Raw genomic sequence first — 25,737 nt, 5'->3', positions numbered from 1 at the left:
GGCCACACGGCGGGAGCACGGGCCGCGCCGCCGACCGTGTTCGTCGCACGTTCACACAACAATCTCGCCATACGGAACACCGCCCCTTAACGGTGGGGATGCGGCGAACTACGCTGTGTTTACGAATGCCGCACGCCTATGCCCGGCGTCGTGGCGGCCGTCTGGGTTGTCGAGGGGTGGCGTGATGTCCAGGGAGCAACGCGGGCCGAACGAAAAGCTCGGCACGGTTCTCGCCCTCGCGGGAATCAGCAACGCCGGGCTCGCCCGGCGCGTCAACGACCTCGGCGCACAGCGGGGTCTGACGCTTCGTTACGACAAGACCTCGGTCGCCCGCTGGGTGTCCAAGGGCATGGTGCCGCAGGGCGCCGCCCCGCACCTGATCGCCGCCGCGATCGGGCAGAAGCTGGGCCGGCCCGTGCCGCTGCACGAGATCGGGCTCGCGGACGCCGACCCGGCACCCGAGGTCGGGCTCGCCTTCCCGCGCGACGTCGGCGAGGCGGTCCGCTCGGCCACCGACCTGTACCGGCTCGATCTCGCCGGACGGCGGGCCGGCGGGGGCGGCATCTGGCAGTCGCTCGCCGGGTCCTTCGCGGTCAGCGCGTACGCGACGCCCACGTCCCGCTGGCTGATAACCCCGGCCGACCCGTCGGTCGAGCGCGAGGCCCCACGCCCGAGCACCGGCACCGCGGCGGGCCCGTCGGCCGCGGAGCACGCGCGCGTGGGCCACAGCGACGTCGCGAAGCTCCGCGAGGCCGCCGAGGACGCCCGCCGCTGGGACTCCAAGTACGGCGGCGGGGACTGGCGTTCCTCGATGGTGCCCGAGTGCTTACGCGTGGACGCGGCGCCGCTGCTGCTCGGCTCGTACTCGGACGAGGTCGGCCGGAACCTGTTCGGCGCGACGGCCGAGCTCACCCGGCTCGCCGGCTGGATGGCCTTCGACACCGGGCAGCAGGAGGCGGCCCAGCGGTACTACATCCAGGCCCTGCGGCTCGCCCGCGCGGCCGCCGACGTGCCCCTCGGCGGCTACGTCCTCGCCTCCATGTCGCTCCAGGCCACCTACCGGGGCTTCGCCGACGAGGGCGTCGACCTCGCCCAGGCCGCGCTCGAACGGAACCGGGGGCTCGCCACCGCCCGCACCATGTCCTTCTTCCGGCTCGTCGAGGCCCGCGCGCACGCCAAGGCCGGTGACGGGGCGGCCGCCGCGGCCGCGCTCAAGTCCGCCGAGGGCTGGCTGGAGCGCTCCCGGGAGGGCGACGCCGACCCGACCTGGCTCGGCTTCTACTCGTACGACCGGTTCTGCGCCGACGCCGCCGAGTGCTACCGGGACCTGCGGATGCCGGGCGAGGTGCGGCGGTTCACCGAGCAGGCGCTGTCCCGGCCGACGGAGGAGTTCGTCCGCTCGCACGGGCTGCGGCTCGTCGTCTCCGCCGTCGCCGAGCTGGAGTCGGGCAACCTGGACGCGGCCTGCGCGGCGGGCACGCGCGCGGTGGAGGTGGCGGGCCGGATCTCGTCGGCGCGGACGACCGAGTACGTACGCGATCTGCTGCACCGGCTCGAACCGTACGGGCACGAGCCGCGCGTCATGGAACTGCGCGAGCGGGCCCGGCCGCTGCTGGTCGCTCCGGCGTGAGAGGCGCGAGACGCGACCCGGGTCCGCCGCTGCGCGTCGGAGTGACGCGCGTCCCACACCGTGGGCGTTTAACGGCGTTGTCAGTGGGCCAGTGCACTATCGGTGGTGGGAGGTGGCGCTGGTGTTTGACTGTGACGTGCTGGTGATCGGCGGTGGGATCGTCGGTCTGTCGACGGCGTACGCCCTGACGCGCGCCGCCCCCGGCACCCGGGTCACGGTCCTGGAGAAGGAGCACGCCCTCGCGCGCCACCAGACCGGGCGCAACAGCGGGGTGATCCACAGCGGGATCTACTACCGTCCGGGCTCGCTCAAGGCGCGGTTCGCGGTCCAGGGCGCGGCCGAGATGGTCAAGTTCTGTGCAGAATGGGGCATTCCGCACGAGGTGACGGGGAAGCTCGTCGTCGCCACCGACCGCGAGGAGCTGCCCCGGCTGCACGCGCTCGTGCAGCGCGGCAGGGAGAACGGCATCCCGGTGCGCGAGCTCGGCCCCTCGCAGATCAGCGAGTACGAGCCGCGGGTGCGGGGGCTCGCCGCGATCCACGTCGGCACGACCGGCATCTGCGACTACACGGCGGTGTCCGAGCGGCTCGCCGAGGCCTCCGGGGCCCGGATCCTGTACGGCGCGGAGGTCACCGTCGTCGACCGGCGGCCGTTCGGGGTGGCCGTGCGGACCGCCGACGGGCGGGTGGTGCGGGCGAAGGTCCTGGTGAACTGCGCGGGACTGCACTGCGACCGGATCGCGCGGCTCGCGGGCGACGACCCGGGCATGCGGATCGTCCCCTTCCGGGGGGAGTACTACGAGCTCGCGGACCCGTCGCTGGTCCGCGGCCTGGTCTATCCCGTCCCGGACCCCGCCTTCCCGTTCCTCGGGGTGCACCTCACCCGGGGCATCGACGGCGGCGTCCACATCGGGCCGAACGCGGTCCCGGCGCTCGCGAAGGAGGGGTACGGCTGGTCCGTGGTCCGCCCGCGCGAGCTGGGCGCCACGCTCGCGTGGCCCGGGTCCTGGGCGATCGCCCGCGAGCACTGGCGGTACGGCGCGGGGGAGCTGCACCGGTCGCTCTCGAAGCGGGCCTTCACGGAGGCCGTGCGGCGGATGCTGCCGATCGTCGAGGAGTCCGACCTGCGACGGGCCGCACCGGGGGTGCGGGCGCAGGCGGTCCTGCGGGACGGGACGCTGGTCGACGACTTCCTGATCCGCGAGGCACCGCGGACGGTGCACGTGCTGAACGCGCCTTCGCCCGCGGCGACGGCGTCGCTGCCGATCGGACGGGAAGTGGCGACCCGCGCCCTGGCGCGGCTGTAGCCCCCCTTGCGGGCGGTGCCCCGCCCGTGTGGGCGGGGGCGCCGTAGACTGGGCCGCATTGTGTCTGAGCAGATCGAGAACACCCAGCACCCCGTCGCCGAACCCGGTCAGCCCGCCGCGCGCCGTGGCAGTCGGATGTTCGCCCCCGGCGAGGGGCCCATGCCCGATCCCGCCGGGGCCCACCACGAGCGGCGGATCCGCAGCTTCCAGCCGCGCCGCAGCCGTGTCACGTACGGGCAGGCCGAGGCCATGCTGAAGCGGTGGCCCGACTGGGGCCTCGACATCGACGGCAAGCGGGTCCTCGATCTCGGCGAGATGTTCGACGGGCTGCCCGTCGTCCTCGAGATCGGCTTCGGCATGGGCGAGGCCACGGCCCAGATGGCCGCCGCCGATCCCGGCACCGGGATCCTCGCCGTGGACGTGCACACGCCCGGCCAGGGCAATCTGCTCGGGCTCGCCGACCGGAACGGCCTGAACAACGTCCGCGTCGCCAACGGCGACGCGATCATCCTGCTCCGCGAGATGCTCGGCGACGCGACCCTCGACGGCTGCCGGGTCTACTTCCCGGACCCGTGGCCCAAGGCCCGCCACCACAAGCGCCGGCTGATCCAGCCCGAGTTCCTCAGCCTCCTCGCACCCCGGATGAAGCCGGGCGCCGTGCTGCACTGCGCCACGGACTGGGAGGAGTACGCCGTGCAGATGCTGGAGGTCCTCTCCGCGCATCCGGACTACGAGAACACGCAGGCCGACGGCGGCTACGCGCCCCGCCCCGACTTCCGGCCCCTCACCCGCTTCGAGGGCCAGGGCCTCGACAAGGGCCACGTCGTGCACGACCTCCTCTTCCGGCGGAAGTGACGGGGAGCGGCTTACTCCGTCGACCGGTGTCGGTGGCGGTCGTTAGGGTCGCTCACGTGTCGAACTCCGTTCCCGTCCCGCACCGCGACACCGAGGAGCCGGACTTCCCCGCCGCCGCGGACCGCTCGCAGTGGCGCTACCGGCCGCGCCGGGCCTTCTGGCGCAGCCGGCTGGTCCGCGCGGTCACCGTCGTGACGCTGCTCGCGCTGTGCGCCCTGGTGATCCTGGCCCTGGTGCGCGAGCAGACCGGCACGCAGGGCTTCCTCGTCGGTCTGGGCCTGGCCGTGCTTCCCGTACCACTGCTGATGTCGGCGTTCCGCTGGCTCGACCGGGTGGAGCCGGGCCCCTGGAAGAACATGCTGTTCGCCTTCGCCTGGGGCGCCTTCGCGGCCGCGCTCGTCGCGATCCTGGCGAACTCCTTCGCGGTCCACTGGATCGCCACGGCCACGGCCGACCCGGACTCCGCCGACAACCTCGGGGCCACCGTCATCGCCCCGGTGGTGGAGGAGAGCGCCAAGGCCGCCGCGATCCTGCTGCTGTTCCTCTTCCGCAGGAGGGACTTCGGCGGTCTCGTCGACGGGGTGGTGGTCGCCGGTTTCACCGCGACCGGCTTCGCCTTCACCGAGAACATCCTCTATCTCGGCAACGCCTTCGGCGAGGACCAGGAGTTCGGCTCCGGCATCGGCATGGTGACCGCCGGGACCTTCTTCGTACGGGTCGTGATGTCGCCGTTCGCGCATCCGCTGTTCACCGTGCTCACCGGCATCGGCTTCGGCTTCGCCGCCCTCGCCCCGCCCGGGAAGCGGCTGCGCCGGGTGCTGCTGCCGCTGGCCGGGCTGCTGCTCGCGATGAGCCTGCACTCCGCCTGGAACGGCTCGGCGACCTTCGGCGGCCCGCTGGCCTTCTACCTGGTGTACGGGGCGCTGATGGTTCCGGCGTTCGGCCTGCTGACCTGGCTGGCGGTGTGGAGCCGGCAGCGCGAGCTGCGCACGATATCCGGGGAGCTCCCGGCGTACGCGGCGGCCGGCTGGCTCGCGCCGACCGAGCCGCTCGCGCTGTCCTCGATGCGGGCCCGGCAGATGGCCCGCGCGTTCGCCGCCCGGACGTACGGCCCGCCGGCCGCGCGGGCGGTCGGCGAGTACGAGTCCTTCGCGACGACCCTCGCGTTCCTGCGGGACCGGGCCCGGCGCGGCACGGCCGGCCCCGATTTCCCGGCCCGGGAGCAGGAGCTCCTCCACCACCTGTGGCAGCGCCGCGCGGTGGCCTCCCCGGCACTGACGTACGCGGCCCGGGCGACGGGCCGGGCCTGGGCGCCGCCGCAGTACCTGGACTACGACGGCTACAACCCGTACCGGAGCTAGATCGCCGAGGCCTCCGTGAGGAGGGTCAGTTCGGCCTCCGTCAGCGTCAGGTCCGCCGCCGCGACGAGGGCCGGAAGCTGTTCGACCGTGCGGGCCGAGGCGATCGGCGCGGCGACGGTGGGCCGGGCGGCGAGCCAGGCGAGGGCGACGGTGGCGAGCTCGGTCTCGTGCGCCGCGGCGACCGTGTCGAGCGCGGAGAGCACGGCCCGGCCCCGCTCGGTGTCCAGGTGCTTGGCGGCGCCGGAGGCGCGGACGCTGTCGACGCCGGCGCCGGGACGGTACTTGCCGGTGAGGAAGCCGGCGGCGAGCCCGTAGTACGGGACGGCGGAGAGCCCGGCCTTCTCGACGGTCTCCAGGAGCGGGCCTTCGTAGGTGTCGCGGGAGACCAGGTTGTAGTGCGGCTGGAGGGCGACGTACCGGGTGAGGCCCTCGGCCTCGGCGAAGTCGAGGGAGGCCCGCAGCCGCTCCGGGGAGATGTTGGAGGCGGCGACGGCGCGCACCTTGCCGTCCTTCACCAGCTGGTCGAGGGCGGTGACGATCTCCTCGACCGGGACGGACTCGTCGTCGAAGTGCGTGTAGTAGAGGTCGATGTGGTCGGTGCCGAGGCGGCGCAGCGACTCCTCCGCGGCGGCCTTGATCGTGGGGGCGGAGAGGCCCTTGAAGCGGGGGTGGGCGCCCACCTTGGTGGCGACGACGATGTCGGAGCGGTTGCCCCGGGAGGCCATCCAGCGGCCGATGACGGTCTCGGACTCGCCGCCCTCGTTGCCTTCGGCCCAGGCGGAGTAGACGTCGGCGGAGTCGACGAAGTTGCCGCCGGCGGCGGCGTAGGCGTCGAGGACGGCGAAGGACTCCGCCTCGTCGGCGGTCCAGCCGAAGACGTTGCCGCCCAGGGCCACGGGGAAGACGTGCAGGTCGGAGGAGCCCAGCGGGCGGAGAGAGGTCATAGAAGGATCAACCATTCTCTCCGCCGGTCCTATTCCGTGCAGGTTCCCAGGGGTCGGGGCCTCAGGGGTTGATGCCCTTGGACTGGAGCCAGGCCATCGGGTCGATGCCGTCGCCGCCGGGGGTGTGGACCTCCATGTGGAGGTGGGGGCCGGTGACGTTGCCGGTGGCGCCGACGCGGCCGATGGTCTCGCCGGTGGACACGGTCTGGCCGGCGCTGACCGTCATGGACGACATGTGGCAGTACCAGACCTCGGTGCCGTCCTCCATCTCCAGGACGACGCGGTAGCCGTAGGAGCCGGACCAGCCGGCCGACTTCACGGTCGCACCGTGGACCGCCTTGAGCGGGGTGCCCGTGGGGGCGGCGAAGTCGAGACCGGTGTGGTAGCCGGAGGACCACATCGAGCCGGACTGCATGTAGGTGGCGGTGAGGGTGTACGAGGAGACCGGCAGCGAGTAGCTGGCGGCGAGCTTGGCGAGGCGCTCGGCCTCGGCCGCCGCTTCCGCCTTCGCCTTGGCCTCGGCCTCGGCCTTCGCCTTGGCTTCCGCCTCGGCCTTCGCCTTCGCGTCGGCGGCGGCCTTCTCCGCGGCCGCCTCCTTGGCCACGGCCTCCGCGGCGGCCTTCTCGGCGGCCGCCTTCTCCGCCGCGGCCTTCTCGGCGGCGTCGGCGGAGGCCTGCTGCTGCTCGGCCTGCTGGAGGATGCGGGCGCGCAGGGCCTCGCCGGCGGCGGGCATGGCGGCGGTGGTCTGCTCGGCCTGTCCGGTCGCCTGGTCGTCCGCGGTGGTGTACGTGGCGGCGGTGAGCGGGTTCGGGTTGGCGCGGTCCGCGCTGACCGGCGCGCTGTCCTCGCCGGGGAGGAGGTCGCCGACGCCGGGGAGGTCGTGCGGGTCCGGCAGGTTCAGGTCCGGGAGGTCCGGCAGCGATATGGCGACCGGGGGCTTCTCCTGCGCGGTGGCGAGGCCTCCCGCGCCGACGGCCGCGATGACGCCGACGCCGAGGACGGTGGAGGAACGGGCGAAGTTGGAGCGCTGCTTGACGACCCGGTGCCGGCCGCCGGAGCGGCTCTCGGCGCGGAGGGAGCCCTCGGTGGGGTTCCACTCGGTGGCGGGGGCGGAGGGACCAGCACCGCCACCGAAAGCATCGAAGGGGGCTTCGGGTGCGGGGGTGTTGGACGCCACGGGGGCGCGCTCCTTTCCTTCCTTCTCGCCTACCGGGTTAGCTGACGGGTTCGGAGCAGGAAGGTCTCCTACGGGCCCCTTCGTACGGGACGAAGGCGTCCGATTCACCCCAAGTGGTGGTTCCCCGGTTCCTTTTCAGGATTCGGCGCGTGCGCACGGTGCCGCCTCTTGCGACGGCTGGGACGACCGCGCTGCGTTATCGAACGTTAATAGACAGGGGGTCCCGATTCCAAGCCCGTCCCTCTTGATCATTCATTGAATTGAGGGAGTATCGCCCGAGTTGACCCCCCTTCAGCAAGGCGTAAGGGACTGATGGGAAAACCCGCGCGATCTGACGTTGTGTCAATTGTTATCGCAGTGACACCTCTCGACTACGGCCGGTGACCGGGCCCGCCCGGCGGCACCACCGGCATCGTCCGCCGCCGCTCGGGCTGCCCCGTCGCGGGGCGGCTCACCGCGAGCAGCGCCATGTCGTCCGTCGACCCGCCGCCCGTGTGGAGCCGTACGTCGTCCACGAGCGCGTCGAGCAGTTCCTCGGGTCCCGGGAAGATCCGCCCGGCGAGCCGCGCCGCCGGATCGTAGAAGACGCCCCGCGCGTCCCGCGCCTCCGAGAGGCCGTCCGTGTAGAAGAGGAGCGTCGCGCCCGCCGGGAACGGCCGCGCCTCGGCCCGGTCCGGCCACGCCGCCAGGTCGCCCATGCCGAGCGGCAGCGCCGCCTCGCCCGGCTCCAGGGTGTCGAGCCGCCCGTCCGCGTACAGCATCAGCGGCGGCGGATGCCCGCGGTTGACGACCCGTACGAAACCGTCGAAGGTCCCGCTCCCGTCGCCGCGCGGGATCTCGGCGAGCACGGCCGTGGTGAACCCCTCGAAGGCGTCGAGCCCGTGCCGACGGGTGCCCTCCCGGGCGAGCGCCCGTTCGAGTCGCCGCGCCACCCCCTCCAGGGTCCGCTCCTGCTCGGCCACCTCCCGGAAGGAGCCGATGACGACGGCGACGGCCTCGACCGCGTCCATCCCCTTGCCCCGGACGTCCCCGACGACGAGCCGCACCCCGTGCGGGGTGTCCTGGACGGCGAACAGGTCACCGCCGATGAACGCGTCGGCCTGCGCCGCCTCGTACCGCGCCGCGCACTGCAGCCCGCCGATCCGCTCGTCGGGCGTCGGCAGCACCGCCTTCTGCGCGGTCTCCGCGATGACCCGCGCCGAGGCGAGCCGCTCGCCGCTGCGGCGCACGACCCGGTTGATGAGGAGGGCGAGCGCGGAGACGGTGACCACCGTCAGGGTCTCGGTGAGGGACGCGACCTCGTCGACGGTGCCGTTGTAGGAGTGCAGCCCGATCGAGGCGAGGACCGCGGCGATCCCGGTGAGCAGGGTCGTCAGGAAGGAGAAGAAGGGGGCGGCGACCAGCGGGGCGGCGGAGAAGAGCGGCGCCGCCGTGTACTCGGGCGGTGTCGCCAGGTCGAAGACGACACCGCCCACGATGATCAGCGGGGGCAGCGCGCGGATGAACCGCCGGGCGCCGCTGTACTCGGGCCGGCCCTCACCGCCCCGCCGCCCTCCGCCCGCCGCTCCTAGGGGGTGCCCCACCTGTGCTCTCCTGCCCGGGTCCGACCGGCGCGCGGTCCGCACCGCACCCTTCCAGGGTGGCCGCCGCCGCCCGGGGCGGCGACTCCCACGGGGCCGAGTGGGCGTACACCCCTAGGGAGCCCCGGCCTCCGCGAGCTAGGGAGCCCCGGCCTCCGCGAGCCGTCCGCCCCGGGCGAGCAGCGCCATCGCCGCCGCGCACCCCAGGCCCACCGCGCACAGCGCGAGCCACGGGACCGCCGACCAGCCGGTGACGTCGAGGAGCGCGCCCGTCCCCAGGTTCCCCAGGGTGATCCCGATCCCGCACACCGTGTTGTAGAGCCCGTAGTGGGTGGCGACCCAGCGTCCCCGGGACAGGGCGACGACGGTGTCCATCTCGTACGGGTAGAGCACCGCGTTCGCGACGGCCAGGACCGCCGCGCACAGCAGCAGCCCCACCGGGCCGCGCCCCAGGGCGGCCGGCACGAGGAACGCCCCGCCCATCAGCGCGAGCCCGAGGACGAGACACCGCTCCCGGCTGAGCCGGCGCCGGGTCCAGGCCGTGATCCGCAGCTGCCCGGCGAGCGCGACGAGCGCCGAGACGACGAACAGCGCGGTCGTCACCCCCGTACCGCCCGCCGCGAGCGGCAGCGCCAGATAGACCTGGAAGGACAGCACGTACGAGCCGGTCATGGCGAGCGAGAAGAGCCAGAACGTGCGGTGGGCGAGCACCGTGCGGAACTGCCCCCGCTCCCCCTTCGCGGCCGGTTCGGCCACGGCCCGTACGGGCATGTACCGGAGCTGTACGAGGGTCAGGCCGGCGAACAGCACCGCCGCGACCACGCACGTCAGCCGGAACGACACCCCCGTCAGGGCCACCCCGACGAGCGGCCCGAGCAGGATGCCCGCCTGGTAGTACGCGTTGAACAGCGCGAAGGCCTCCACCCGGCGCTCCTCCCCCGCCTCCGCCGCGAGACAGGCCCGCACGGCAGGGTTGAAGAGCGCGCCCGCGAGGCCCGTCGCGAGCGAGGCGGCGATCAGCATCGGCAGCGACTGCGCGAAGGCGAGCGCCCCGAAGCCGACCGTCCGCAGCGCGCAGCCGGCGACGATGAGCGGCTTGAAGCCGAGCCGGTCGGCGAGCGCCCCGCCGACGAGGAACATGCCCTGCTGGGACAGGTTCCGCGCGCCGAGGACGAGCCCGACGGCCCAGGCGGCCATGCCGAGCCCGTCCGCGAGGTGCGCGGCCAGGTACGGCATGAGCATGTAGAAGCCGAGGTTGATGGTGAGCTGGTTGAGGAAGAGCAGCCGTACGGCCGGGTCGAAGGTGCGGCTCTGCCTCCAGATGCCGCCCCGGCCCTTCGCGGGCGCGGTCGTCGTCGTCACCGGACACGCTCCAGGACCCGGCGGGTCCAGCCGCTGACCGAGTCGTCGGAGACGTACGCGGCGGGGTCCTCCCGTACGGGTCCGTCGAGCAGCCCGTGCGCCGCGCAGAACTCGTCGTTGAAGACGGTGTCGAAGTACCGCTGCGGCCCGTCCGGGAAGACGGCCGCGATCCGGGTCCCGCGCGGCCGCGTGCGGGCCAGCCAGCCGGCGACGAGCGCGACCGCGCCGACGCTCCAGCCACCGGTGGCGAACTGCCGGGAGGCCAGCCGGCGGGCCGCCCGGACCGCCTCCGCCGGGCCCACCCAGTGCACCTCGTCGAAGGCCCCGTGGTCGACGTTCCCCGGGTGGATGGAGGAGCCGAGGCCGCGCATCAGGCGCTCGCCCGCCGGGAGGCCGAAGACGGTGGAGTTCACGGAGTCCACGCCGACCAGTTCGAGGGCCGGGCTGGAGGTGGCGCGCAGCGCCCGGGAGATCCCGGCCGAGTGACCGCCGGTGCCGACCGCACAGACGAGGACGTCGATCCGGTCGAGCTGCGCGGACAGCTCGGCGGCGAGGCCCGTGTACGCGGCGGGGTTGTCGGGGTTCCCGTACTGGTTGGGCCACCAGGCCCCGTCGAGGCCGGCGAGCAGCTCGGCGACCCGGTCCATCCGGGCCTGCTGCCAGCCGCCCCGCGGGCTGGGCTCGGGGACGACGTGGACGCGGGCGCCGTGGGCGACGAGCATCCGCTCGACGATCGGTTCGAGGCCGGGGTCGGTGACGACGTGCACGGGATGGCCGTGGAGCACGCCCGCGAGGGCGAGGCCGAGACCGAGGGTCCCGGAGGTCGACTCGACGATCGGGGCGCCGGGCCGCAGCTCGCCGCGGCGGCGGGCCTGCTCGACCATGTAGAGGGCGGCGCGGTCCTTGATGCCGCCGAAGTTGAAGCCTTCGAGCTTGGCCCAGTAGCCGTCGTCCGTCCACAGGACGGGGGTGTTGCCGACGGTCTGCCCGTCGACGGAGAGCGTCAGTGGTGCGGTCATGGGGGGGTACGTCCTCGGGTCGGTACGCGAAAGGGAACCTGGTCACGCGAGTGCGGGACCCGGCTCAGTTCCGGTCCACTCCGAGGGCGATCAGCAGCCTGCCCGGCTCGGGGCCGGGGCCCGCCCGGTTCCGTACGCAGCGCGCGCGGGGGTCGGTGCGGAGGTCCGCTTCGTACGGCAGGACCGCGGCTCCGCCGGCGCCGGGCGCGGCGAGCGGGGAGGCGGCGGCCTGCGCGGGGAGGTGGGCGTCGAAGGTCCAGGCGTCCCCGGAGCGCTCGCAGCCGTGCGGGAGCGCGGGGGCGGAGACGGTCGTGACGGTGCCGGAGGTCGGCGGCAGGACGTGCCCGTGGGAGCCGTGGCAGACGCTCACGACGAGGGCGAGGAGCGCGAGCAGGACGAGCACGGCGGGCGCCCGCCGGCTCATCTCCGTCACACTCTGGTCACTCATGGTGCGCGTGAGACTACGGTGGGGTGCCGCGCACCTCCAAAGAGGCAGGCACGGTTTTGGCCACCGTTTACTTCAGACAGGTCCGTCAGAGGTTCCGCTCCGCGTAGACCTTCATCGCGTCCCGGACGAGGAGTGCGGTGCCCTCGCCGTGCCTGTCGTAGTTGGCGGTGAAGCGCGGGTCGTCGACGTACATCTGCCCGAGGCCGATCAGGTACTCCTTGCTCGGCGTCGTGGTCGTCGACAGCCACGCGACCTGGCGCCACGCGATCGCCTGCACCTCCTCGCTGTCGGCGGCCAGGCCGTCCCGTGCCGCCCGCGCGAAGTCGCGGGCGATGCCGTCCTGCTCGCCCATGAACGCCTTCTTCTGCGCGGGGCTGAGCGAGCGCCACCAGTGGTCGGCCTTCTCGTACGCGTCGCGGCCCCAGCGCTCGGTGACCTCCTCCTCGTACCGCGTGTGGTCGAAACCGTCGAACACCTCGTCGGCCATGAGTTCCTCTCCTTCCTCGGTCTTCCGCAGAGTGGTCCGCACCGACGCGATCTGGCGTCCGATGCGCTCGCGCTCCTGCTCCAGGAGGGCGAGATGGGTGCGCAGGGCGGCGGAGGTGTCCCGCTGCCCCGCGAGGACCTCGGCGATGGCGGGCAGCGAGAGCCCCAGCTCGCGCAGCAGCAGGATCCGCTGCAGGCGCACGAGCGCCGCCTGGTCGTAGTACCGGTAACCGTTCGCGCCGATCCGGCTCGGTTCCAGCAGTCCGCGCTCCCCGTAGTGCCGGAGGGTGCGGCTGGTGGTGCCGGCCTTCTTGGCGATCTCCTGGATCGACCACTCCATGCCGAGAACGCTAGATCTTGACGTTGCGTAAAGGTCAAGCGGCGTTTTCCGGGAACACGACGAAGGCCCGGATCCAGTGACTGGATCCGGGCCTTCGTTGCTACTGAGTAGCGGGGACAGGATTTGAACCTGCGACCTCTGGGTTATGAGCCCAGCGAGCTACCGAGCTGCTCCACCCCGCGTCGGTGAACCCGACTCTACGGCATGACCGGGGCGATCACGAAATCGGTTTCCTCAGCACCCGCAGTCGTCGGAGTCGACGGGCGCGGTCAGCGGGTCGGCGGCCTTCTCCGCGGGCCCCTCCCAGGTCTCGTACGCGAAGCCCTCGCGCACCCAGTACTCGAAGCCGCCGAGCATCTCCTTCACCTGGAAGCCCAGCTCGGCGAGGGCCAGCGCGGCGCGCGTGGCGCCGTTGCAGCCGGGGCCCCAGCAGTACGTGACGACCGGGACGGACCTGTCGAGCAGCTGCTCGGCCTGCTCGGGGATGAGCGCGGTCGGCAGGTGGACCGCGCCGGGGACGTGGCCCTGGTCCCAGGAGGCGGTGGACCGGGAGTCGATCACCACGAAACCGGGGTCGGCGCCCTCGGCGGCGGCGGTGGCCAGCGCGGACGCCACGTCGGAGACGTCGGCGTGGAACGCGAGGCTGGCGGAGAAGTAGGCGGCCGCCGCGGCGGGGGAGGCCGGCGGGGTGCGAAGTACGGGGTTGACCTGCGGCGTCGTCGTCGTCATGGTGATCAATCTACGGACGAAGATCACCGTGCTGAAGTGAGGATCCACGGTGGTCGGGGGCTTCGGCCGGGGAATCCCGGGCGTTCACCACGAGGCGGCGGGGATCTCACTCTGCGGGACCCCGCGGCCCGGTTCCGCCGCCGGCGTCCGCGTCACCCGACGCGTCACATCGGCGGGATTTCATCCGTCATGACGACATGACGGGACGCGAACGGGGAGATCGACGAGTGGACCACGAGAACGAAGTCGGCCGGAAAGCCCTCGAAGGCGCCGACAAGGAATTCCTGGCCCGGCGCTTCGACGCCGACCGCGGCCATCTGCGGGCGGTCGCCTACCGGATGCTGGGCTCGGTCAGCGAGGCCGAGGACGCCGTCCAGGAGGCCTGGTTCAAGCTCAGCCGCAGCGACGTCAGCGGCGTGGAGAACCTCAGCGGCTGGCTGACCACCGTCGTCGGCCGCGTGTGCCTGGACATGCTGCGCTCGCGCGCCTCGCGCCGCGAGGACCCGCTGGAGTACTACGTCCCCGATCCGATCGTCCGGGTCGCCGACACCACCGCCCCGGAGCAGGCGGCCGAGCTCACCGAGTCCGTCGGGCTCGCGCTCCTCGTCGTCCTGGACACCCTGGGGCCGGCGGAGCGGCTCGCGTTCGTGCTGCACGACATGTTCGCCGTCTCCTTCGACGAGATCGCGAAGATCGTGGACCGCACCCCGGCGGCGACCCGCCAGCTCGCCAGCCGCGCCCGCCGCCGGGTGCAGGACGCCACCCCGGCCCCCGGTCCCGACGTGCGGCGGCAGCGGGAGATCGCCGACGCCTTCCTCGCCGCGGCGAACGGCGGCGACTTCGAGGGGCTGCTCACCGTCCTCGACCCGGACGTGGTGCTGCGCGCGGACGGCGGCCGGACCCTCGCGGCCCTCTCCCAGGTCGTCCGGGGCGCCGAGGCCGTCATGTCGCAGGCCGTCATGTACGCGAAGTTCCGCAAGGGCTCGCTGGCGCTCGTGGCCAACGGCCAGCCCGCGGTCCTGTCGGTGGTCAACGGCCGCCCGGGCTCGCTCATGACGTTCACGATCTCCGGGGACCGGATCGTCGCGCTGCACGTCCTGGCGGACCCGGAGCGCATCGCCGCCCTCGGCCTCACGGAGGAGGACCTGGCCCTCGCGACGTACTGAGGCCGCGGCCGCCGCGTGATCACCGCACGCGGGGCCTCGCCCCCGACGACGGCGGCGGCCTCACCCCGTACGTACGGAAGGAACGCCCGCCCTGCCCGAAGCAGGCGGCTCGCTGGCTGCCGGCCCCCGCAGCCGGCGACCGCGGACAGAGTCCGGGTCAGGGGCGTCCGGCGGCGATCCGGTTCGTGACCGCCACCGAGACGCCCGCGCTCGCGAGGCCGAGGAAGGCGCCCGCGACGACGTCACCCGGATAGTGGACGCCCGTGTGGACCCTGGAGTACCCGACGGTCCACGCCAGGGCCGCGAGGGGCAGCGCGGCGGGCGGCAGCACCGCCCCGACGGCGGTGGCGAAGGCCACCGCCGACGCGGTGTGCCCGGAGGGGAACGACGCCGAGTCCGGCATGGGCACATGGCGGCTCACCACCACGCGGGCCGCCTCCCGGTCCGGCCGCGGCCTGCGGACCAGCCGCTTGCCCAGGAGGTTCGCCGAGGCCGAGGCCACCGCGATCGCCCCGAACCCGGCGAGCGCGGCCCGCCGCGGCCGGCCCGGCACGAGCGCGAGCGCGGCCGCGACCGTGAACGAGATCTTGGAGTGGTTCGCCGCCGTGGACAGCCGGCGGAGCGCGGTGTCGAGCGTGGGCGTGGGGGTGGCGGCCACGGCGGCGTAGACGGCCCCGTCGACGGCCCGGAGATCGTGCGTCATCGCCCGGAGCGTCCCGGGCGTCGTCGTGTCGGTGGTCATGCGCCGCTCCTAGCGGGGTGGGTGGTACGGGAGTTCAAGGCGTACGGGAGTTCAAGGCGTACGGGGGCTCACGGCGAGTCCCGGGAGGCTCTCCGGTCCGGCTCCTCGGGGAACGCCAGCCGGGTCAGGCGCCGCCAGTCCAGGCGCGGCGGGGGCACCGGCGACCCCGGACGGGTGCGGGGCACGAGGACCCGCAGGGCGCGGGGCCGGAGGGTGCAGACGACGGGCGTGGGCAGGGTCAGCGCCTCGCCGTCCACGGCGACGGAGATCGCGGCGCCCGTGCCGTCCCCGACCTCCACCCTACGGGCCGTCAGGACGTTCAGGCCGGTCGCCTGCGTGCCGAGGACGGCCAGTTCGGCCGCCTGGGCGGCCCCGTCCACCCGTATGCCGATCACCCCGAGCTCACCCCCGTCGAGGCGGGTCCTGCGGGCGGTGACCGCACCGAGCGGATCGGGCGCCGCGTACGGGTTGTTGCTGACGAGGAGCGCCTGCTGCCCGAAGAGCGGGGTGGAGTCGGCGAGCGCGTCGAGACGGTCGCCCTCGCCGCCCTGGAGCAGATCGGGCAGGACGTCGAGCGCGGTGCCGGCCTTGGCGTCGCGGTACTCGGGGCGCTGGACCACGTCCGCGTACACCCCGAAGGAGACGGTGTTGACGAAGGGTCGCCCGGCGACGTCGCCGAGGTCGACCCGGAGCTCCTCGCCGTCGCGCAGCGCGTCGAGGCAGCGGGACGGGTCGGTGCGGTCGAGGCCCAGGTCCATGGCGAAGTGGTTGCGGGTGCCTGCCGACACGACCAGGAACGGCAGGCCGTGCTCGGCGGCGACCTCGGCCACCAGGGCCTGGGTGCCGTCGCCGCCGGCCACGCCGAGCAGATCGGCGCCCCCGGCCACGGCCTCGCGCGCGAGCCCGGCGACATCGGCCGGCTTCGACGGATCGAGCAGGATCACCCGGGCGCCGAGCGCCTCCGCCCGCTCGACGAGCCGGAACCGCTCGACCTTCCCGCCACCCGACTTCGGGTTCATGATCAGGACGGGCCGGCGGGGCGGGGCGGCCGGTACGCCCCGCATCAGCGCGTCCCGCTCGTCCTCCGGGCGGCGCAGGGCGGCCCGCGCGAAGGACAGCGCCAAGCCCCACAGTCCCAGGGCCACGAGGGCGTTCACCCAGACGCCCCAGGCGACGTACAGGCTCAGCGTCACCAGGGGCGCGGCCACCGCGAGCGCCGCCCCGAGCATCCGCAGGGTCCCCCGGTGCGCGAGGAACCACCAGACGCCCGCGGCCGTTGCGGCGAGCCCCACGACCCCGCTCAGCAGGATCAGCAGCCCGCTGCCGAGGGCGGTCAGCAGGGCAGCGCCCGCACCCCCCATGGCGACCAGCGCGTAACGGGCCAGCCGCTGGGCCTCCCCCGCCGGATCACCGGAACCGCTCGCCGTCACCGACCCCACCTCCACACTCCGCGTCCACGCTTCCCCACGCTCCCCACCGCCGCCCCCGGGACGGACCCGTTCGGAGGACGGAGCCCCTCACAGGCCCCCGGGAACAAGACAGCGGGAAGCCCCGGAAGGTTCTCAGGAAAGGGCGACCCGCTCCGAACGGACCGTCACGGCCACCCGCACCGGGCGGCTTTGCCCCCGAACGACGAAGCGCCCCGACCGGAACAAACCGGTCGGGGCGCTCCGCGGCGGGCAGGAGGGTCTCCCCTCCCCCACCGCTCGGTAGGCCGTGTGGGACTCGAACCCACAACCAATGGATTAAAAGTCCACTGCTCTGCCAATTGAGCTAACGGCCCGTGGACAAGCACACCCGAGCAGCATAGCCCGAGAGGGCCCCGGAACCGATCGGGTATCCGACACCGGCCGCGCCGCGGGCCCGGCCGTGGTGGCCGGGCCCCGGTCGGTCGCCGGTCAGGACAGGGTCTTGTACATCTGCCAGCCGCCGCCGATCTTCGCCCGGGCGGCGAAGAGGCCCGTGCCGGTCCCGGTGTACCGCCACAGCACGCCGGCCGCGTCGCGGGCGAGCAGGTCGCCGGCCTTGTCGCCGTTGAGGTCGCCGACGCCGACGACCGTGTTGTAGATCTGCCAGCCGCCGCCGACCTTCACCCGCGGCTTGAACTTGCCGGTGGTGTCGTCGGCGTACAGCCACAGCTCGCCGGACGGCGTACGGGCGAGGAGGTCGGTCCGGCCGTCTCCCGTCAGGTCGCCGGGCGCGATGAGGCTGTTGTAGACCTGCCAGCCGCCGCCGATCGTCCGCTTCGCCCCGCTCGGCGCGAAGGCCTTGCCGCAGTCGCCGTCGTACCGGGTCAGCACGCCGGAGGCGTCCCGGACCAGGAGGTCGTTGCAGCGGTCGCCCGAGAGGTCGCCGAACGGGACGACCGTCGAGGTCGCGGGCCAGCCGGTCGCCGAGGCGCCGGTGCCGAGACCGCCGGTACCGGTCCCCGTCCGCACGGTCAGCGCCCCCGCGGAGGTGAGGCCGAACAGGTCGCCCTTGCCGTCGCCGCTGACGTCCCGCCAGGCGGGCAGCGGCTTGACGGGGGCGGGGGCGGTGGTGGCGGCCCGCAGCTGGAGGGAGGTTCCGGCGGTCTGCTCCCAGGCGGCGACGGGCCGGCCGGTCGCGTCGACGGTCACCTGGCCGAGGGCGTATCCCTCGGTGTTCGTGCTCAGCGGCGTGGGGGCCGCGGACCATGCGCCGTTCACCCGGGAGGACGTCATCACCTTCCGGTAGCTGCCGACGCCCTGCGTCCAGACGGCGTGCGCGCTGCCGTCGGGACCGACCGCGAGGTCGAACTGGTCGTCCTGGACGTAGCCCGTGGAGAGGGCCTTCACGGGGGACCAGCTGCCCGTCGCCGCGGTCCAGGTGGTGGTCACGGCGCTGTACCCGGCGGGTTCGGCGTAGGTGACCCCCAGCAGGGTGACGTCGCCCTCGGGGCCGACGGCGACCTGCCGCCAGGCACCGGTCGCGAAGCCGTTCGCCGGGCCTCCGTTCCCCCATCGGTCGCCGCCGGCCGGACGTCGGGCGAACACCTGGACCGCCTCGGCGCCGCCCGGGGTCCCCCGGTCCGACCAGACCAGCGCGACGCTGCCGTCCTGACCGCCCGCGAGGGTGGGGTTGTTGACGTAGGACGCCGGGTTCGACACGGTGACCGGCGTGGTCCAGCCCGTGCCGTCGGCGGCCAGGTCGGCGACCTTGATCTCGCCCTTCTCGGCGCCGTACTGGGCGAAGGCCACGGTCGCCGTGCCCTGCGGCGAGACGGAGAGCTCCGCCCCGGACACCAGCTCGAGGCCCGGCAGGTCCTCGCTCAGCCTGACGGGGTCCGACCAGGCCTGGCCGGGCGCCGTACGGATCGACGTGTACACGGCGCTCGTACGACCGGACGTCTTCGTCCACGCCGCCACCAGCCTGCCGGACGGGGAGCCGGCGACCTTGATGCCGTGGGCGCCCGGCGCCGGGACGTCGGCGACGGCGGACCAGGTCGTGGCGCCGGCTTCGAGCACGGACATCCGGAAGGTGTCACCCGCCGCCCACGGCCCGCCCCCCGACCACACCGCGGCGACCGAACCGTCCGCGGAGACGACCAGCTGGGCGTCCTGGGGGTAGCCGGCGGTCGTGGCGAGGAGCTGCGACGCCCCCCAGGCGGTGCTGCCCGCCGGCCGCACCGTCGTCCTGATCTCATAGACGCTCTGGTCGCCGTTCGCCTTGTAGGTGAGGGCGACGACCGCGCCGTTCCCGGCCGTTCGGAGGTCGAGCACACCGTCGTCCGCCGTGCCGTCCGACAGCGGTACGGACGCCGCCCACGGGTCGAGGGCCACGGGCGCGGCGGCGGTCAGGGCGGTCGGCGCGGCGAAGGCAGCGGGAGCACTGGTCGCGGCGACTCCGAGGGCCACCACGGGTATGAGGGTGGTACCGAGAACACGGCGAAGAGTGGCCCGCCGGGGCCGAGCGTGGTGGTTCACGTCGTCTCCATGGGTGCGAAGGGGCGCACGGAGGAGACGCGGCATCCCGTGCCGCGGTCGGCAACGCGCGCACGCGTGCCCCGTCCTTGCTCGAACCCCCCGTGCGAGTAGGGCGACAGTAACAGCGGCCCCACGGGCGGCGGAAGCGAATTCCGAACCTGTTCAAAAAACGGCCAGGGCCCGCACGACACCGAAGTGTCGTACGGGCCCTGGTCAGGCTTTCAGGCGAGATCAGCCGTTGCGCTTCCAGCGCGGCTTGTCGTCGCGGCGGCCGAAGGAGCCGCCGGTCGAGCCGGTGCTGCCGCGGTGGTCGTCACGACGGCCGTACGGGCGGTCGCCGCCCGAGCGGAAGCCGCCGGCGGGGCGGTCGTCGCGACGGTCGCGGTTGAACGGACGGTCGCTGCCACGGTGGCCGCCGCGGTCGTCGCGGTTGAAGCCACCGGACGGACGGTCGTCACGACGGAAACCACCCGAGGGGCGGTCGTCGCGGCGGAAGCCGCCGGACGGACGGTCGTTGTCACGACGCTCGAAGGAACGGCCGCCACGGTCATCGCGGTTGAAGCCGCCCGACGGACGGTCGTTGTCACGACGCTCGAAGGAACGGCCGCCGCGGTCGTCGCGGTTGAAGCCACCGGACGGACGGTCGTCACGACGGAAACCACCCGAGGGGCGGTCGTCGCGGCGGAAGCCGCCGGACGGACGGTCGTTGTCACGACGCTCGAAGGAACGGCCGCCACGGTCATCGCGGTTGAAGCCGCCCGACGGACGGTCGTCACGACGGAAACCACCGGACGGACGGTCGTCGCGACGGAAGCCGCCACGGTCGCCCCGGTCACCACGGTCACCACGGTCGTCACGGCGGAAGCCACCGCGGTCACCGCGGTCGTCACGGTTGAAGCCGCCACGGTCACCGCGGTCACGGCGCTCGAAGTTGCCCCGCTCGTCGCGGTAGGTCGAACGCTGCTCCTCGCGGCGCTCCTCGGCCTTCGCGGCGCGCTCGGCCTCGACGGCGGCGGCCGCGACCTCGGCCTCGGCGGCCTCGGTCACCTCGGCGACGGCGGCCTCCGGGTCCTCACCGCGCTCGCGGGCGGCGCGGGCCACCAGGCGGTCGGCCTCCTCGCGGAGCTCGACGGCACGGCGCTGGAGGCGCTCCAGCTGCTTCGTCAGGTCGACGACCTCGCGCTCGGCCTGCTTGGCCGAGTTGTTCGCGGAGTCGGCCTGGACCTCGGTCAGCGAACGGGCGCCGGTGATCTCGGCGACCTCCGGGTCGAACGCGCCGGCGCCGCCGACGATGTGGCGCGAGGCGTCGACGCCCGCGTCCTCCATCAGACGGAAGATCTGGCGGCGCTGGTGCGGCAGGGCCAGGGAGACCACGACACCGGAGCGGCCGGCGCGGGCGGTGCGGCCCGAGCGGTGCAGGTAGTCCTTGTGGTCGCCGGCCGGGTCCACGTTCAGGACCAGGTCGATGCCGTCGACGTGGATGCCTCGGGCGGCGACGTCGGTCGCGACGAGCGCGTTGACGTAGCCGTCCTTGAAGTCGGCCAGGGTGCGCGTACGGGCGCCCTGGGTCATGCCGCCGTGCAGGGCGTCGGCCTTCACACCGGCGTCGCGCAGCTGCTCGGCGATGCGGTCCGCGCCCAGCTGGGTGCGGACGAAGATGATGGTGCGGCCCTTGCGCGCGGCGATGGCGGCGGTGACCGGGGCCTTGTCCTTCGGCTTCACGACGAGGACGTGGTGGGTCATCGTGGTGACGGCGCCGGCGGACGGGTCGACCTCGTGCGTGATCGGGTTCACCAGGTAGCGCTTGACGAGGGTGTCGATCTCGTTCTCCAGGGTGGCGGAGAAGAGGAGACGCTGGCCGCCCTCGGGAACCTGGTCGAGCAGCTCGGTGACCTCGGGCAGGAAGCCCAGGTCGGCCATCTGGTCGGCCTCGTCGAGGACGGCGACCTGGACCTGCTCCAGGGAGCAGGCGCCGCGGTTGATGATGTCGCGCAGACGGCCCGGGGTGGCGACGAGGATGTCGACGCCGCGCTCCAGGGCGTAGATCTGGTTGCCCATGGACGTACCGCCGCAGACGACCTTCATCTTGAGGCCGAGCACGTCGCCGTAGGGCTGGAGGGCGTCCGCGACCTGCATCGCGAGCTCACGGGTCGGGGTGAGGATGACGCCGCGGGGCTTCTTCTTCTCGGTGTGGCCGTCCGCCAGGGTGGCGAGCAGCGGCAGACCGAAGGAGAGGGTCTTGCCGGAGCCGGTGCGGCCGCGGCCGAGGATGTCCTTGCCGGCCAGGGCGTCCGGGATGGTCGCCGCCTGGATCGGGAAGGGGGTGGTGACGCCGTTCTGCGCGAGCTTCCGCACGACGCCCTCGGGCAGACCGAGGTCGCCGAAGGTGATGGTGGGCTCGGCGGGCTCCTCGGCGGGGGCCTCGGCGTCGGTGACCTCGTCGGTGACGGTGATGTCGGTCTCGGTCTCGACGATCTCGGTGGCCTCTACGGCCTCGACGATCTCGTCGTTCTCGGGCATGACGGCGTGGTCAGAACTGAAAATGGACATGCGAAATGCGAAACCTTCCGGAGTCTCGGCACGCGCCCGTCAACTCCGTGATTTCGCAAATCGACCGCCTCAATGCGGTCAGCCACGGCTAGGGAGAGTACGCGCCACACGGCGCTCTTCGGTATCGGCGCCGGGCAATGGGATCAAGCGATCTACCACCATACGCACCCTCCCCCACCTATGGCAAATCGGACTGCGTCACACCGGCTCCGCCTGCGGTGATGCCGCGGGCTCCGGGGGCGCCCCCGGCCCGTCCGCCGCCCGCATGGCACCCATCTGGGTGCCGGGGCCGGTGCTCGGCGGATCGGTGGGGTTCGACGTCGGCTCCGGGGTCGGCTCGGGCGTCGGGTTCGAGGTGGGCTCGGGCGTCGGATCGGGGCTCGGCTGGGTCGGATCCGGCGTGGGCGTGGCCCCGCCGCCGTCCGGCCCCCCGGCGCCTCCGCCGCTCCCGCCGTCCGTGCCCCCGCTGCCGCCGCTCCCGCTGCCGGCGCCCGAGCCGGCGCCCGGGACCTCGTGGCCGCCGCCGGCCGGCGGCTTCGACGGCCCCCCGGTACCGCCCGGCCCCTCCACCGGCAGCACCGCGCCCGGCGAGGGCTTCGCCGTGCCGGACGGCGAGCCGCTCGGGACCGGGGACTCCTTGCCGCCGCCGGCCGCGGCGGGCCCGCCCCTCCCGGACCGGCCGTTCCAGGATCCGGAGCCCCCGCCCTGGTCCGCGCCGCCGCCGTCGCTCTCGGCCGCCACGCCGCGCTTCTCCCCGGACGCGCCGGGCGCCGGCTTCGCCCCCTCGTCACTCACACTCATACAGCCGCTCAGACCGGCACAGGCCGCGACGGCCAGCGCGGTGGCGGCCCATCTCACCGGGGTGGGCAAATGGCGCACGGGGGGCACCTCCAGGACACAACAGGCAGGAACGGAACGCGTCGCCCTGCCCAACTCCCCAGGCACCACAAGGGACACGGCCGCCGCACAGCGACCCGATCCGGCCACGGCCGGCCACACGGCCCGCGATCACCGACCCGCGATCACCCGCCCCCGGCCGCCGGACCGCACCGGCCGCCGGACCGCCTCAGGCCGCCGAACCGGCCCCGGCCGCCCGTCCCGCTCAGCCGTAGCCGAGGGCGTGCAGCCGCTCGTCGTCGATGCCGAAGTGGTGGGCGATCTCGTGGACGACGGTGATCTCGGTCTCTGCCACGACGTCCTCGCGCGACTCGCACATCCGCAGCGTCGGCCCCCGGTAGATCGTGATCCGGTCGGGCAGCACCCCGGCGTACCACTCGCCGCGCTCCGTCAGCGGCGTCCCCTCGTAGAGCCCGAGCAGCTCGGGATCGTCCGGGGAGGGCTCGTCCTCCACGAACACGGCGACGTTGTCCATCAGCCGGGTCAGCTCCGGCGGGATCCGGTCCAGGGCCTCGGCGACGAGCTCCTCGAACTCCTCGCGCGTCATCTCCAGCACGGGCCCATTCTCCCCCGTCCGGGGGCGCCTCCCGCTTGCGGGGGGAAACCGTTTTGGCGATACCGGCCGGCATCCCATATGCTTCTCACGTCCCCGACGCACTGAGAAGTGCGCAGGTGAGCCTCTAGCCCTCATCGTCTAGTGGCCCAGGACGCCGCCCTTTCAAGGCGGTAGCACGGGTTCGAATCCCGTTGGGGGCACGCATGACCGTGTGCGAGACTAGTGATCGCACACAAGCTTGGCTCTGTGGAGCAGTTGGTTAGCTCGCCACCCTGTCAAGGTGGAGGTCGCGGGTTCAAGTCCCGTCAGAGTCGCTGAAGCTGGAAACAGCTTCGTGGCTGGGTAGCTCAGTTGGTACGAGCGATCGCCTGAAAAGCGATAGGTCGCCGGTTCGACCCCGGCCCCAGCCACAAAGAGAAGGCCCCGTTCGAAAGAACGGGGCCTTCTTCGTTCCCCGAGGCCTTCTTCGTGCGCCCGAAGCCGGCCGTACGGGGAAGGGGCCCGCGCCCCTCCCCCGTACGGCTCAGGCCTCCTCGCGCCGCCGCCCCTTGCGGCCGCGCACCGCGAAGGCGACCGCCACCACCGCGACCACGGCCACGAGCAGCGCCCAGTCCGGCACCGCCCGGCCGAGCGAGGCGACCCGCTCCTCGATGGCGAAGGAGTCGTCCACCGACAGCAGCCCCGGCAGCGCGGTCGTCCCGTCGAAGACCAGGAACAGGGTGCCGAGGGCGATGAAGAAGAGGCCCGACAGCAGCGAGGTGGAGTGCACCTCGAAGCGGCCGGCACGGAGCGGCCGGCCGCGCAGCCAGCGCCGCCGGCCCAGCTCGTACCGCTCCCAGAGCAGCGCCAGGACGAACAGCGGGACGGCCATCCCCAGCGCGTACACGGCGAGGAGCAGTCCGCCGTACGCCGGGCTGCCGCTCAGCGCCGCCACCGTCAGGACGCTGCCCAGGATCGGGCCCGCGCAGAAGCCCGCGAGGCCGTAGACCAGGCCGAGGGCGTAGACGGAGAGCGCCGAGGTGGGCCGGATGCGGCCGCTCGCCTCGGCGATCCGGCGGGAGGTGAAGCCGAGCCCGAGGATCTGGAGGACGCCGAGGCCGACGATCAGCCAGCCGCCGGCGGTGACGAGCAGGTCCCGGTGGCCGTAGAAGAACCGGCCCGCGAGGGAGCCGGCCGCGCCGAGCGGTACGAGCGTGGTCGCAAGGCCCGCGTAGAGGATGCCGGTCCTGGCCACGAGCTTCGCGCGCGTGTCGATCGAATACGCGAAGAAGGCGGGCAGGAGCAGGGCGCTGCACGGGCTGAGCAGGGCGAGGAGGCCGCCGAGGAAGGCGGCGAAGTAGCCGATGCCGGAGGTCACTGCCCGGCCTTCGTCGGAGCGGCGGTCCGAGCGGCCTTCGGCGCCGCGGTCGGAGCGGCCTTCGGAGCCGTCTTCGGAGCCGCCTTCGCCGCCGCCTCGATCGCCTCCGTGAAGGTCTCCAGCGGCTGGGCGCCCGCGATCGGCCGGCCGTTGATCAGGAAGGACGGGGTGGAGGAGGCGCCGAGCTCGTACCCCTGCTCCTGGTCCTTCCGTACGGCCTCCCGGGCCGCCGCGCTGTCGCCGTCCTTGGCGAACCGGGCGAGGTCGGGCACGCCGGCCTCGGTCGCGAGGGCGGCCAGGCGCTCCTTGCCGAAGCCCTTCTCCTTGGCGCCCTCGGCGTAGGCGGCCTTGTGGAACTCCCAGAACCGGCCCTGCTGCCCGGCCGCCCAGGAGGCGCGGGCGGCGGCCTCCGACTCCTCGCCGAAGATCGGGAAGTTCCGCCACTCGATCCGCAGGGTGCCCTTCTCCACGTACTTCTTCACCAGGGCCGGCTCGGTGTCGCGGGCGAACTTCCCGCAGTAGCCGCACTTGAAGTCGGCGTACTCGATGAGCACGACGGGGGCGTCGGCGCGGCCGAGGGCGAGCTCGTCGGAGGCGTCGCGGCGGGCGTACGCCTCCAGCTCGGCGTAGACACCGGCGGAGGGGTCGGCGGAGACCTCGGCGACAGAAGAGGAGCCGGAGGCGCCGGGGGACGAGGGCTTGGTGGCGGTGTACGAGACGACGCCGAGCAGCACGGCGGCGGCCGCGACACCGGAGACGATCAGAATCGGCTTGGACTTGGACATGCGGAAGCACTCCTGCACGGATCAACGGATCAGAGGGGGAAGGACGGCGGAAGGCGGCCGTCCGTCTACACCCTCAGGACCGACAGCTCCACGGGAGACCGGGGCACGCGCGCGGGTGGCTCCCGGCCCGGCGGCGCGGCCGGGTCGCAGGGGTCCGGCTGCCGGACCCCGGGCACCGCCCGGTCGGCGGCCAGTGCCGGCAGCAGCTCGGCGAAGCCGTGCGCGCGCGGCGGTACGACGGGACCTCCGGCCCCTTCGTCGGCGGGGTGGCCCGGGTCGCAGCCGGGCACGGCGGCACCGAGGACGACGGGGGCCGTGTCGGCGACGGGGACCGCGGCCGAGGCCGTACCGGCGAACCGGGCCGGGCCCGGAGCCGTACCGCTCGGGGCGAAGGCCCCGCAGGTCAGGAGCCCCAGCACCAGGCCCAGGAGCGCGGCGAGCACCGCCGGCGCGCGGGTGGTGCGGAACATGCGAAACCTCTCCGGTCCGGGCCAGATGCCCGA

The 25,737-nt window shown here is 73.6% G+C and carries 22 protein-coding genes, 5 tRNA genes and 1 riboswitch; of the genes, 8 read left to right on the top strand and 19 right to left on the bottom strand.

What is annotated here, in order from left to right:
• Window positions 1-184 precede the first annotated feature (184 nt).
• From GGE06_RS17565 to GGE06_RS17550, 4 genes are all read left to right on the top strand, one after another.
• A complete protein-coding gene (locus GGE06_RS17565; protein WP_116159794.1) occupies window positions 185-1,630 on the top strand; it encodes an NsdA family TPR-like regulatory protein in 1,446 nt (481 codons plus the stop codon).
• Window positions 1,631-1,751: 121 nt separating this feature from the next.
• On the top strand, window positions 1,752-2,936 hold the full coding sequence (gene lhgD / locus GGE06_RS17560) for an L-2-hydroxyglutarate dehydrogenase (protein WP_116159795.1): 1,185 nt from the start codon (window positions 1,752-1,754) through the stop codon (window positions 2,934-2,936).
• A gap of 135 nt (window positions 2,937-3,071) precedes the next feature.
• Window positions 3,072-3,791, top strand: coding sequence for a tRNA (guanosine(46)-N7)-methyltransferase TrmB (gene trmB, locus GGE06_RS17555; protein WP_246532628.1), 720 nt, complete (start codon window positions 3,072-3,074; stop codon window positions 3,789-3,791).
• 56 nt (window positions 3,792-3,847) lie between these two features.
• Window positions 3,848-5,152 (top strand): PrsW family intramembrane metalloprotease, encoded by a 1,305-nt coding sequence (locus GGE06_RS17550; protein WP_116159797.1) that lies wholly within the window; start codon window positions 3,848-3,850, stop codon window positions 5,150-5,152.
• On the opposite strand, the gene GGE06_RS17545 is transcribed toward GGE06_RS17550, so the two are convergent.
• The 9 genes from GGE06_RS17545 to GGE06_RS17505 all read right to left on the bottom strand — a co-directional run bounded on the left by GGE06_RS17545 (window position 5,149) and on the right by GGE06_RS17505 (window position 13,237).
• On the bottom strand, window positions 5,149-6,096 hold the full coding sequence (locus GGE06_RS17545) for an aldo/keto reductase (RefSeq protein ID WP_184931214.1): 948 nt from the start codon (window positions 6,094-6,096) through the stop codon (window positions 5,149-5,151). The genes GGE06_RS17550 and GGE06_RS17545 overlap by 4 nt on opposite strands.
• A 61-nt stretch (window positions 6,097-6,157) precedes the next feature.
• Window positions 6,158-7,273 (bottom strand): M23 family metallopeptidase, encoded by a 1,116-nt coding sequence (locus GGE06_RS17540; RefSeq protein WP_116159799.1) that lies wholly within the window; start codon window positions 7,271-7,273, stop codon window positions 6,158-6,160.
• Window positions 7,274-7,284: 11 nt separating this feature from the next.
• Window positions 7,285-7,431, bottom strand: a riboswitch (cyclic di-AMP (ydaO/yuaA leader).
• 213 nt (window positions 7,432-7,644) lie between these two features.
• Entirely contained in the window at window positions 7,645-8,856 is a 1,212-nt protein-coding gene (locus tag GGE06_RS17535) for a PP2C family protein-serine/threonine phosphatase (RefSeq protein ID WP_116159800.1), read from the bottom strand.
• Window positions 8,857-8,991: 135 nt separating this feature from the next.
• Entirely contained in the window at window positions 8,992-10,215 is a 1,224-nt protein-coding gene (locus GGE06_RS17530) for an MFS transporter (protein WP_184931213.1), read from the bottom strand.
• On the bottom strand, window positions 10,212-11,234 hold the full coding sequence (locus GGE06_RS17525; RefSeq protein WP_184931212.1) for a PLP-dependent cysteine synthase family protein: 1,023 nt from the start codon (window positions 11,232-11,234) through the stop codon (window positions 10,212-10,214). The genes GGE06_RS17530 and GGE06_RS17525 overlap by 4 nt, the downstream gene beginning before the upstream one ends.
• A gap of 64 nt (window positions 11,235-11,298) precedes the next feature.
• Window positions 11,299-11,682, bottom strand: coding sequence for a hypothetical protein (locus GGE06_RS17520; protein WP_147321078.1), 384 nt, complete (start codon window positions 11,680-11,682; stop codon window positions 11,299-11,301).
• 85 nt (window positions 11,683-11,767) lie between these two features.
• Window positions 11,768-12,508 carry a MerR family transcriptional regulator gene (locus GGE06_RS17515; protein WP_116159804.1) on the bottom strand — a complete coding sequence of 247 codons (741 nt, stop codon included), beginning with the start codon at window positions 12,506-12,508 and terminating at the stop codon, window positions 11,768-11,770.
• Between the two features lie 108 nt (window positions 12,509-12,616).
• Window positions 12,617-12,690 (bottom strand) — tRNA-Met (locus GGE06_RS17510).
• Between the two features lie 52 nt (window positions 12,691-12,742).
• Complete coding sequence (locus GGE06_RS17505) at window positions 12,743-13,237, bottom strand: rhodanese-like domain-containing protein (protein ID WP_116165404.1); 495 nt, start codon at window positions 13,235-13,237, stop codon at window positions 12,743-12,745.
• Window positions 13,238-13,434: 197 nt separating this feature from the next.
• On the opposite strand from GGE06_RS17505, the gene GGE06_RS17500 reads away from it, so the two are divergent.
• Window positions 13,435-14,403, top strand: coding sequence for a sigma-70 family RNA polymerase sigma factor (locus GGE06_RS17500; protein WP_116159805.1), 969 nt, complete (start codon window positions 13,435-13,437; stop codon window positions 14,401-14,403).
• A gap of 157 nt (window positions 14,404-14,560) precedes the next feature.
• On the opposite strand, the gene GGE06_RS17495 is transcribed toward GGE06_RS17500, so the two are convergent.
• The 7 genes from GGE06_RS17495 to GGE06_RS17465 all read right to left on the bottom strand — a co-directional run bounded on the left by GGE06_RS17495 (window position 14,561) and on the right by GGE06_RS17465 (window position 23,092).
• Window positions 14,561-15,145: a phosphatase PAP2 family protein gene (locus GGE06_RS17495; RefSeq protein ID WP_116159806.1), complete on the bottom strand. Its 585-nt coding sequence runs from the start codon at window positions 15,143-15,145 to the stop codon at window positions 14,561-14,563.
• A 68-nt stretch (window positions 15,146-15,213) separates the two neighbouring features.
• Window positions 15,214-16,506 (bottom strand): diacylglycerol/lipid kinase family protein, encoded by a 1,293-nt coding sequence (locus GGE06_RS17490; protein ID WP_184931246.1) that lies wholly within the window; start codon window positions 16,504-16,506, stop codon window positions 15,214-15,216.
• Between the two features lie 349 nt (window positions 16,507-16,855).
• Window positions 16,856-16,928, bottom strand: a tRNA-Lys gene (locus tag GGE06_RS17485).
• A 115-nt stretch (window positions 16,929-17,043) separates the two neighbouring features.
• On the bottom strand, window positions 17,044-19,023 hold the full coding sequence (locus tag GGE06_RS43745; RefSeq protein WP_184931211.1) for an FG-GAP repeat domain-containing protein: 1,980 nt from the start codon (window positions 19,021-19,023) through the stop codon (window positions 17,044-17,046).
• Between the two features lie 297 nt (window positions 19,024-19,320).
• Window positions 19,321-21,639 (bottom strand): DEAD/DEAH box helicase, encoded by a 2,319-nt coding sequence (locus tag GGE06_RS17475; RefSeq protein ID WP_184931210.1) that lies wholly within the window; start codon window positions 21,637-21,639, stop codon window positions 19,321-19,323.
• 198 nt (window positions 21,640-21,837) lie between these two features.
• On the bottom strand, window positions 21,838-22,518 hold the full coding sequence (locus GGE06_RS17470) for a hypothetical protein (RefSeq protein WP_184931209.1): 681 nt from the start codon (window positions 22,516-22,518) through the stop codon (window positions 21,838-21,840).
• 223 nt (window positions 22,519-22,741) lie between these two features.
• Window positions 22,742-23,092 (bottom strand): metallopeptidase family protein, encoded by a 351-nt coding sequence (locus tag GGE06_RS17465; RefSeq protein ID WP_030496497.1) that lies wholly within the window; start codon window positions 23,090-23,092, stop codon window positions 22,742-22,744.
• Between the two features lie 127 nt (window positions 23,093-23,219).
• Between GGE06_RS17465 and GGE06_RS17460 the strand changes: the two genes are divergently transcribed.
• The 3 genes from GGE06_RS17460 to GGE06_RS17450 all read left to right on the top strand — a co-directional run bounded on the left by GGE06_RS17460 (window position 23,220) and on the right by GGE06_RS17450 (window position 23,502).
• Window positions 23,220-23,292 (top strand) — tRNA-Glu (locus tag GGE06_RS17460).
• A gap of 40 nt (window positions 23,293-23,332) precedes the next feature.
• A tRNA-Asp gene (locus tag GGE06_RS17455) sits at window positions 23,333-23,406 on the top strand.
• A gap of 22 nt (window positions 23,407-23,428) precedes the next feature.
• Window positions 23,429-23,502 (top strand) — tRNA-Phe (locus GGE06_RS17450).
• Window positions 23,503-23,615: 113 nt separating this feature from the next.
• On the opposite strand, the gene GGE06_RS17445 is transcribed toward GGE06_RS17450, so the two are convergent.
• The 3 genes from GGE06_RS17445 to GGE06_RS17435 form a co-directional block, all read right to left on the bottom strand.
• Window positions 23,616-24,449, bottom strand: coding sequence for a cytochrome c biogenesis CcdA family protein (locus tag GGE06_RS17445; protein WP_116159810.1), 834 nt, complete (start codon window positions 24,447-24,449; stop codon window positions 23,616-23,618).
• Window positions 24,446-25,234 carry a DsbA family protein gene (locus GGE06_RS17440; RefSeq protein ID WP_116159811.1) on the bottom strand — a complete coding sequence of 263 codons (789 nt, stop codon included), beginning with the start codon at window positions 25,232-25,234 and terminating at the stop codon, window positions 24,446-24,448. The genes GGE06_RS17445 and GGE06_RS17440 overlap by 4 nt, the downstream gene beginning before the upstream one ends.
• A gap of 65 nt (window positions 25,235-25,299) precedes the next feature.
• Window positions 25,300-25,704, bottom strand: coding sequence for a hypothetical protein (locus GGE06_RS17435; protein WP_116159812.1), 405 nt, complete (start codon window positions 25,702-25,704; stop codon window positions 25,300-25,302).
• Between the last annotated feature and the right edge of the window lie 33 nt (window positions 25,705-25,737).

It is taken from the genome of Streptomyces nymphaeiformis (assembly GCF_014203895.1).
Classification (GTDB): domain Bacteria; phylum Actinomycetota; class Actinomycetes; order Streptomycetales; family Streptomycetaceae; genus Streptomyces; species Streptomyces nymphaeiformis.
This window is presented reverse-complemented; position numbering and strand designations above follow the sequence as displayed.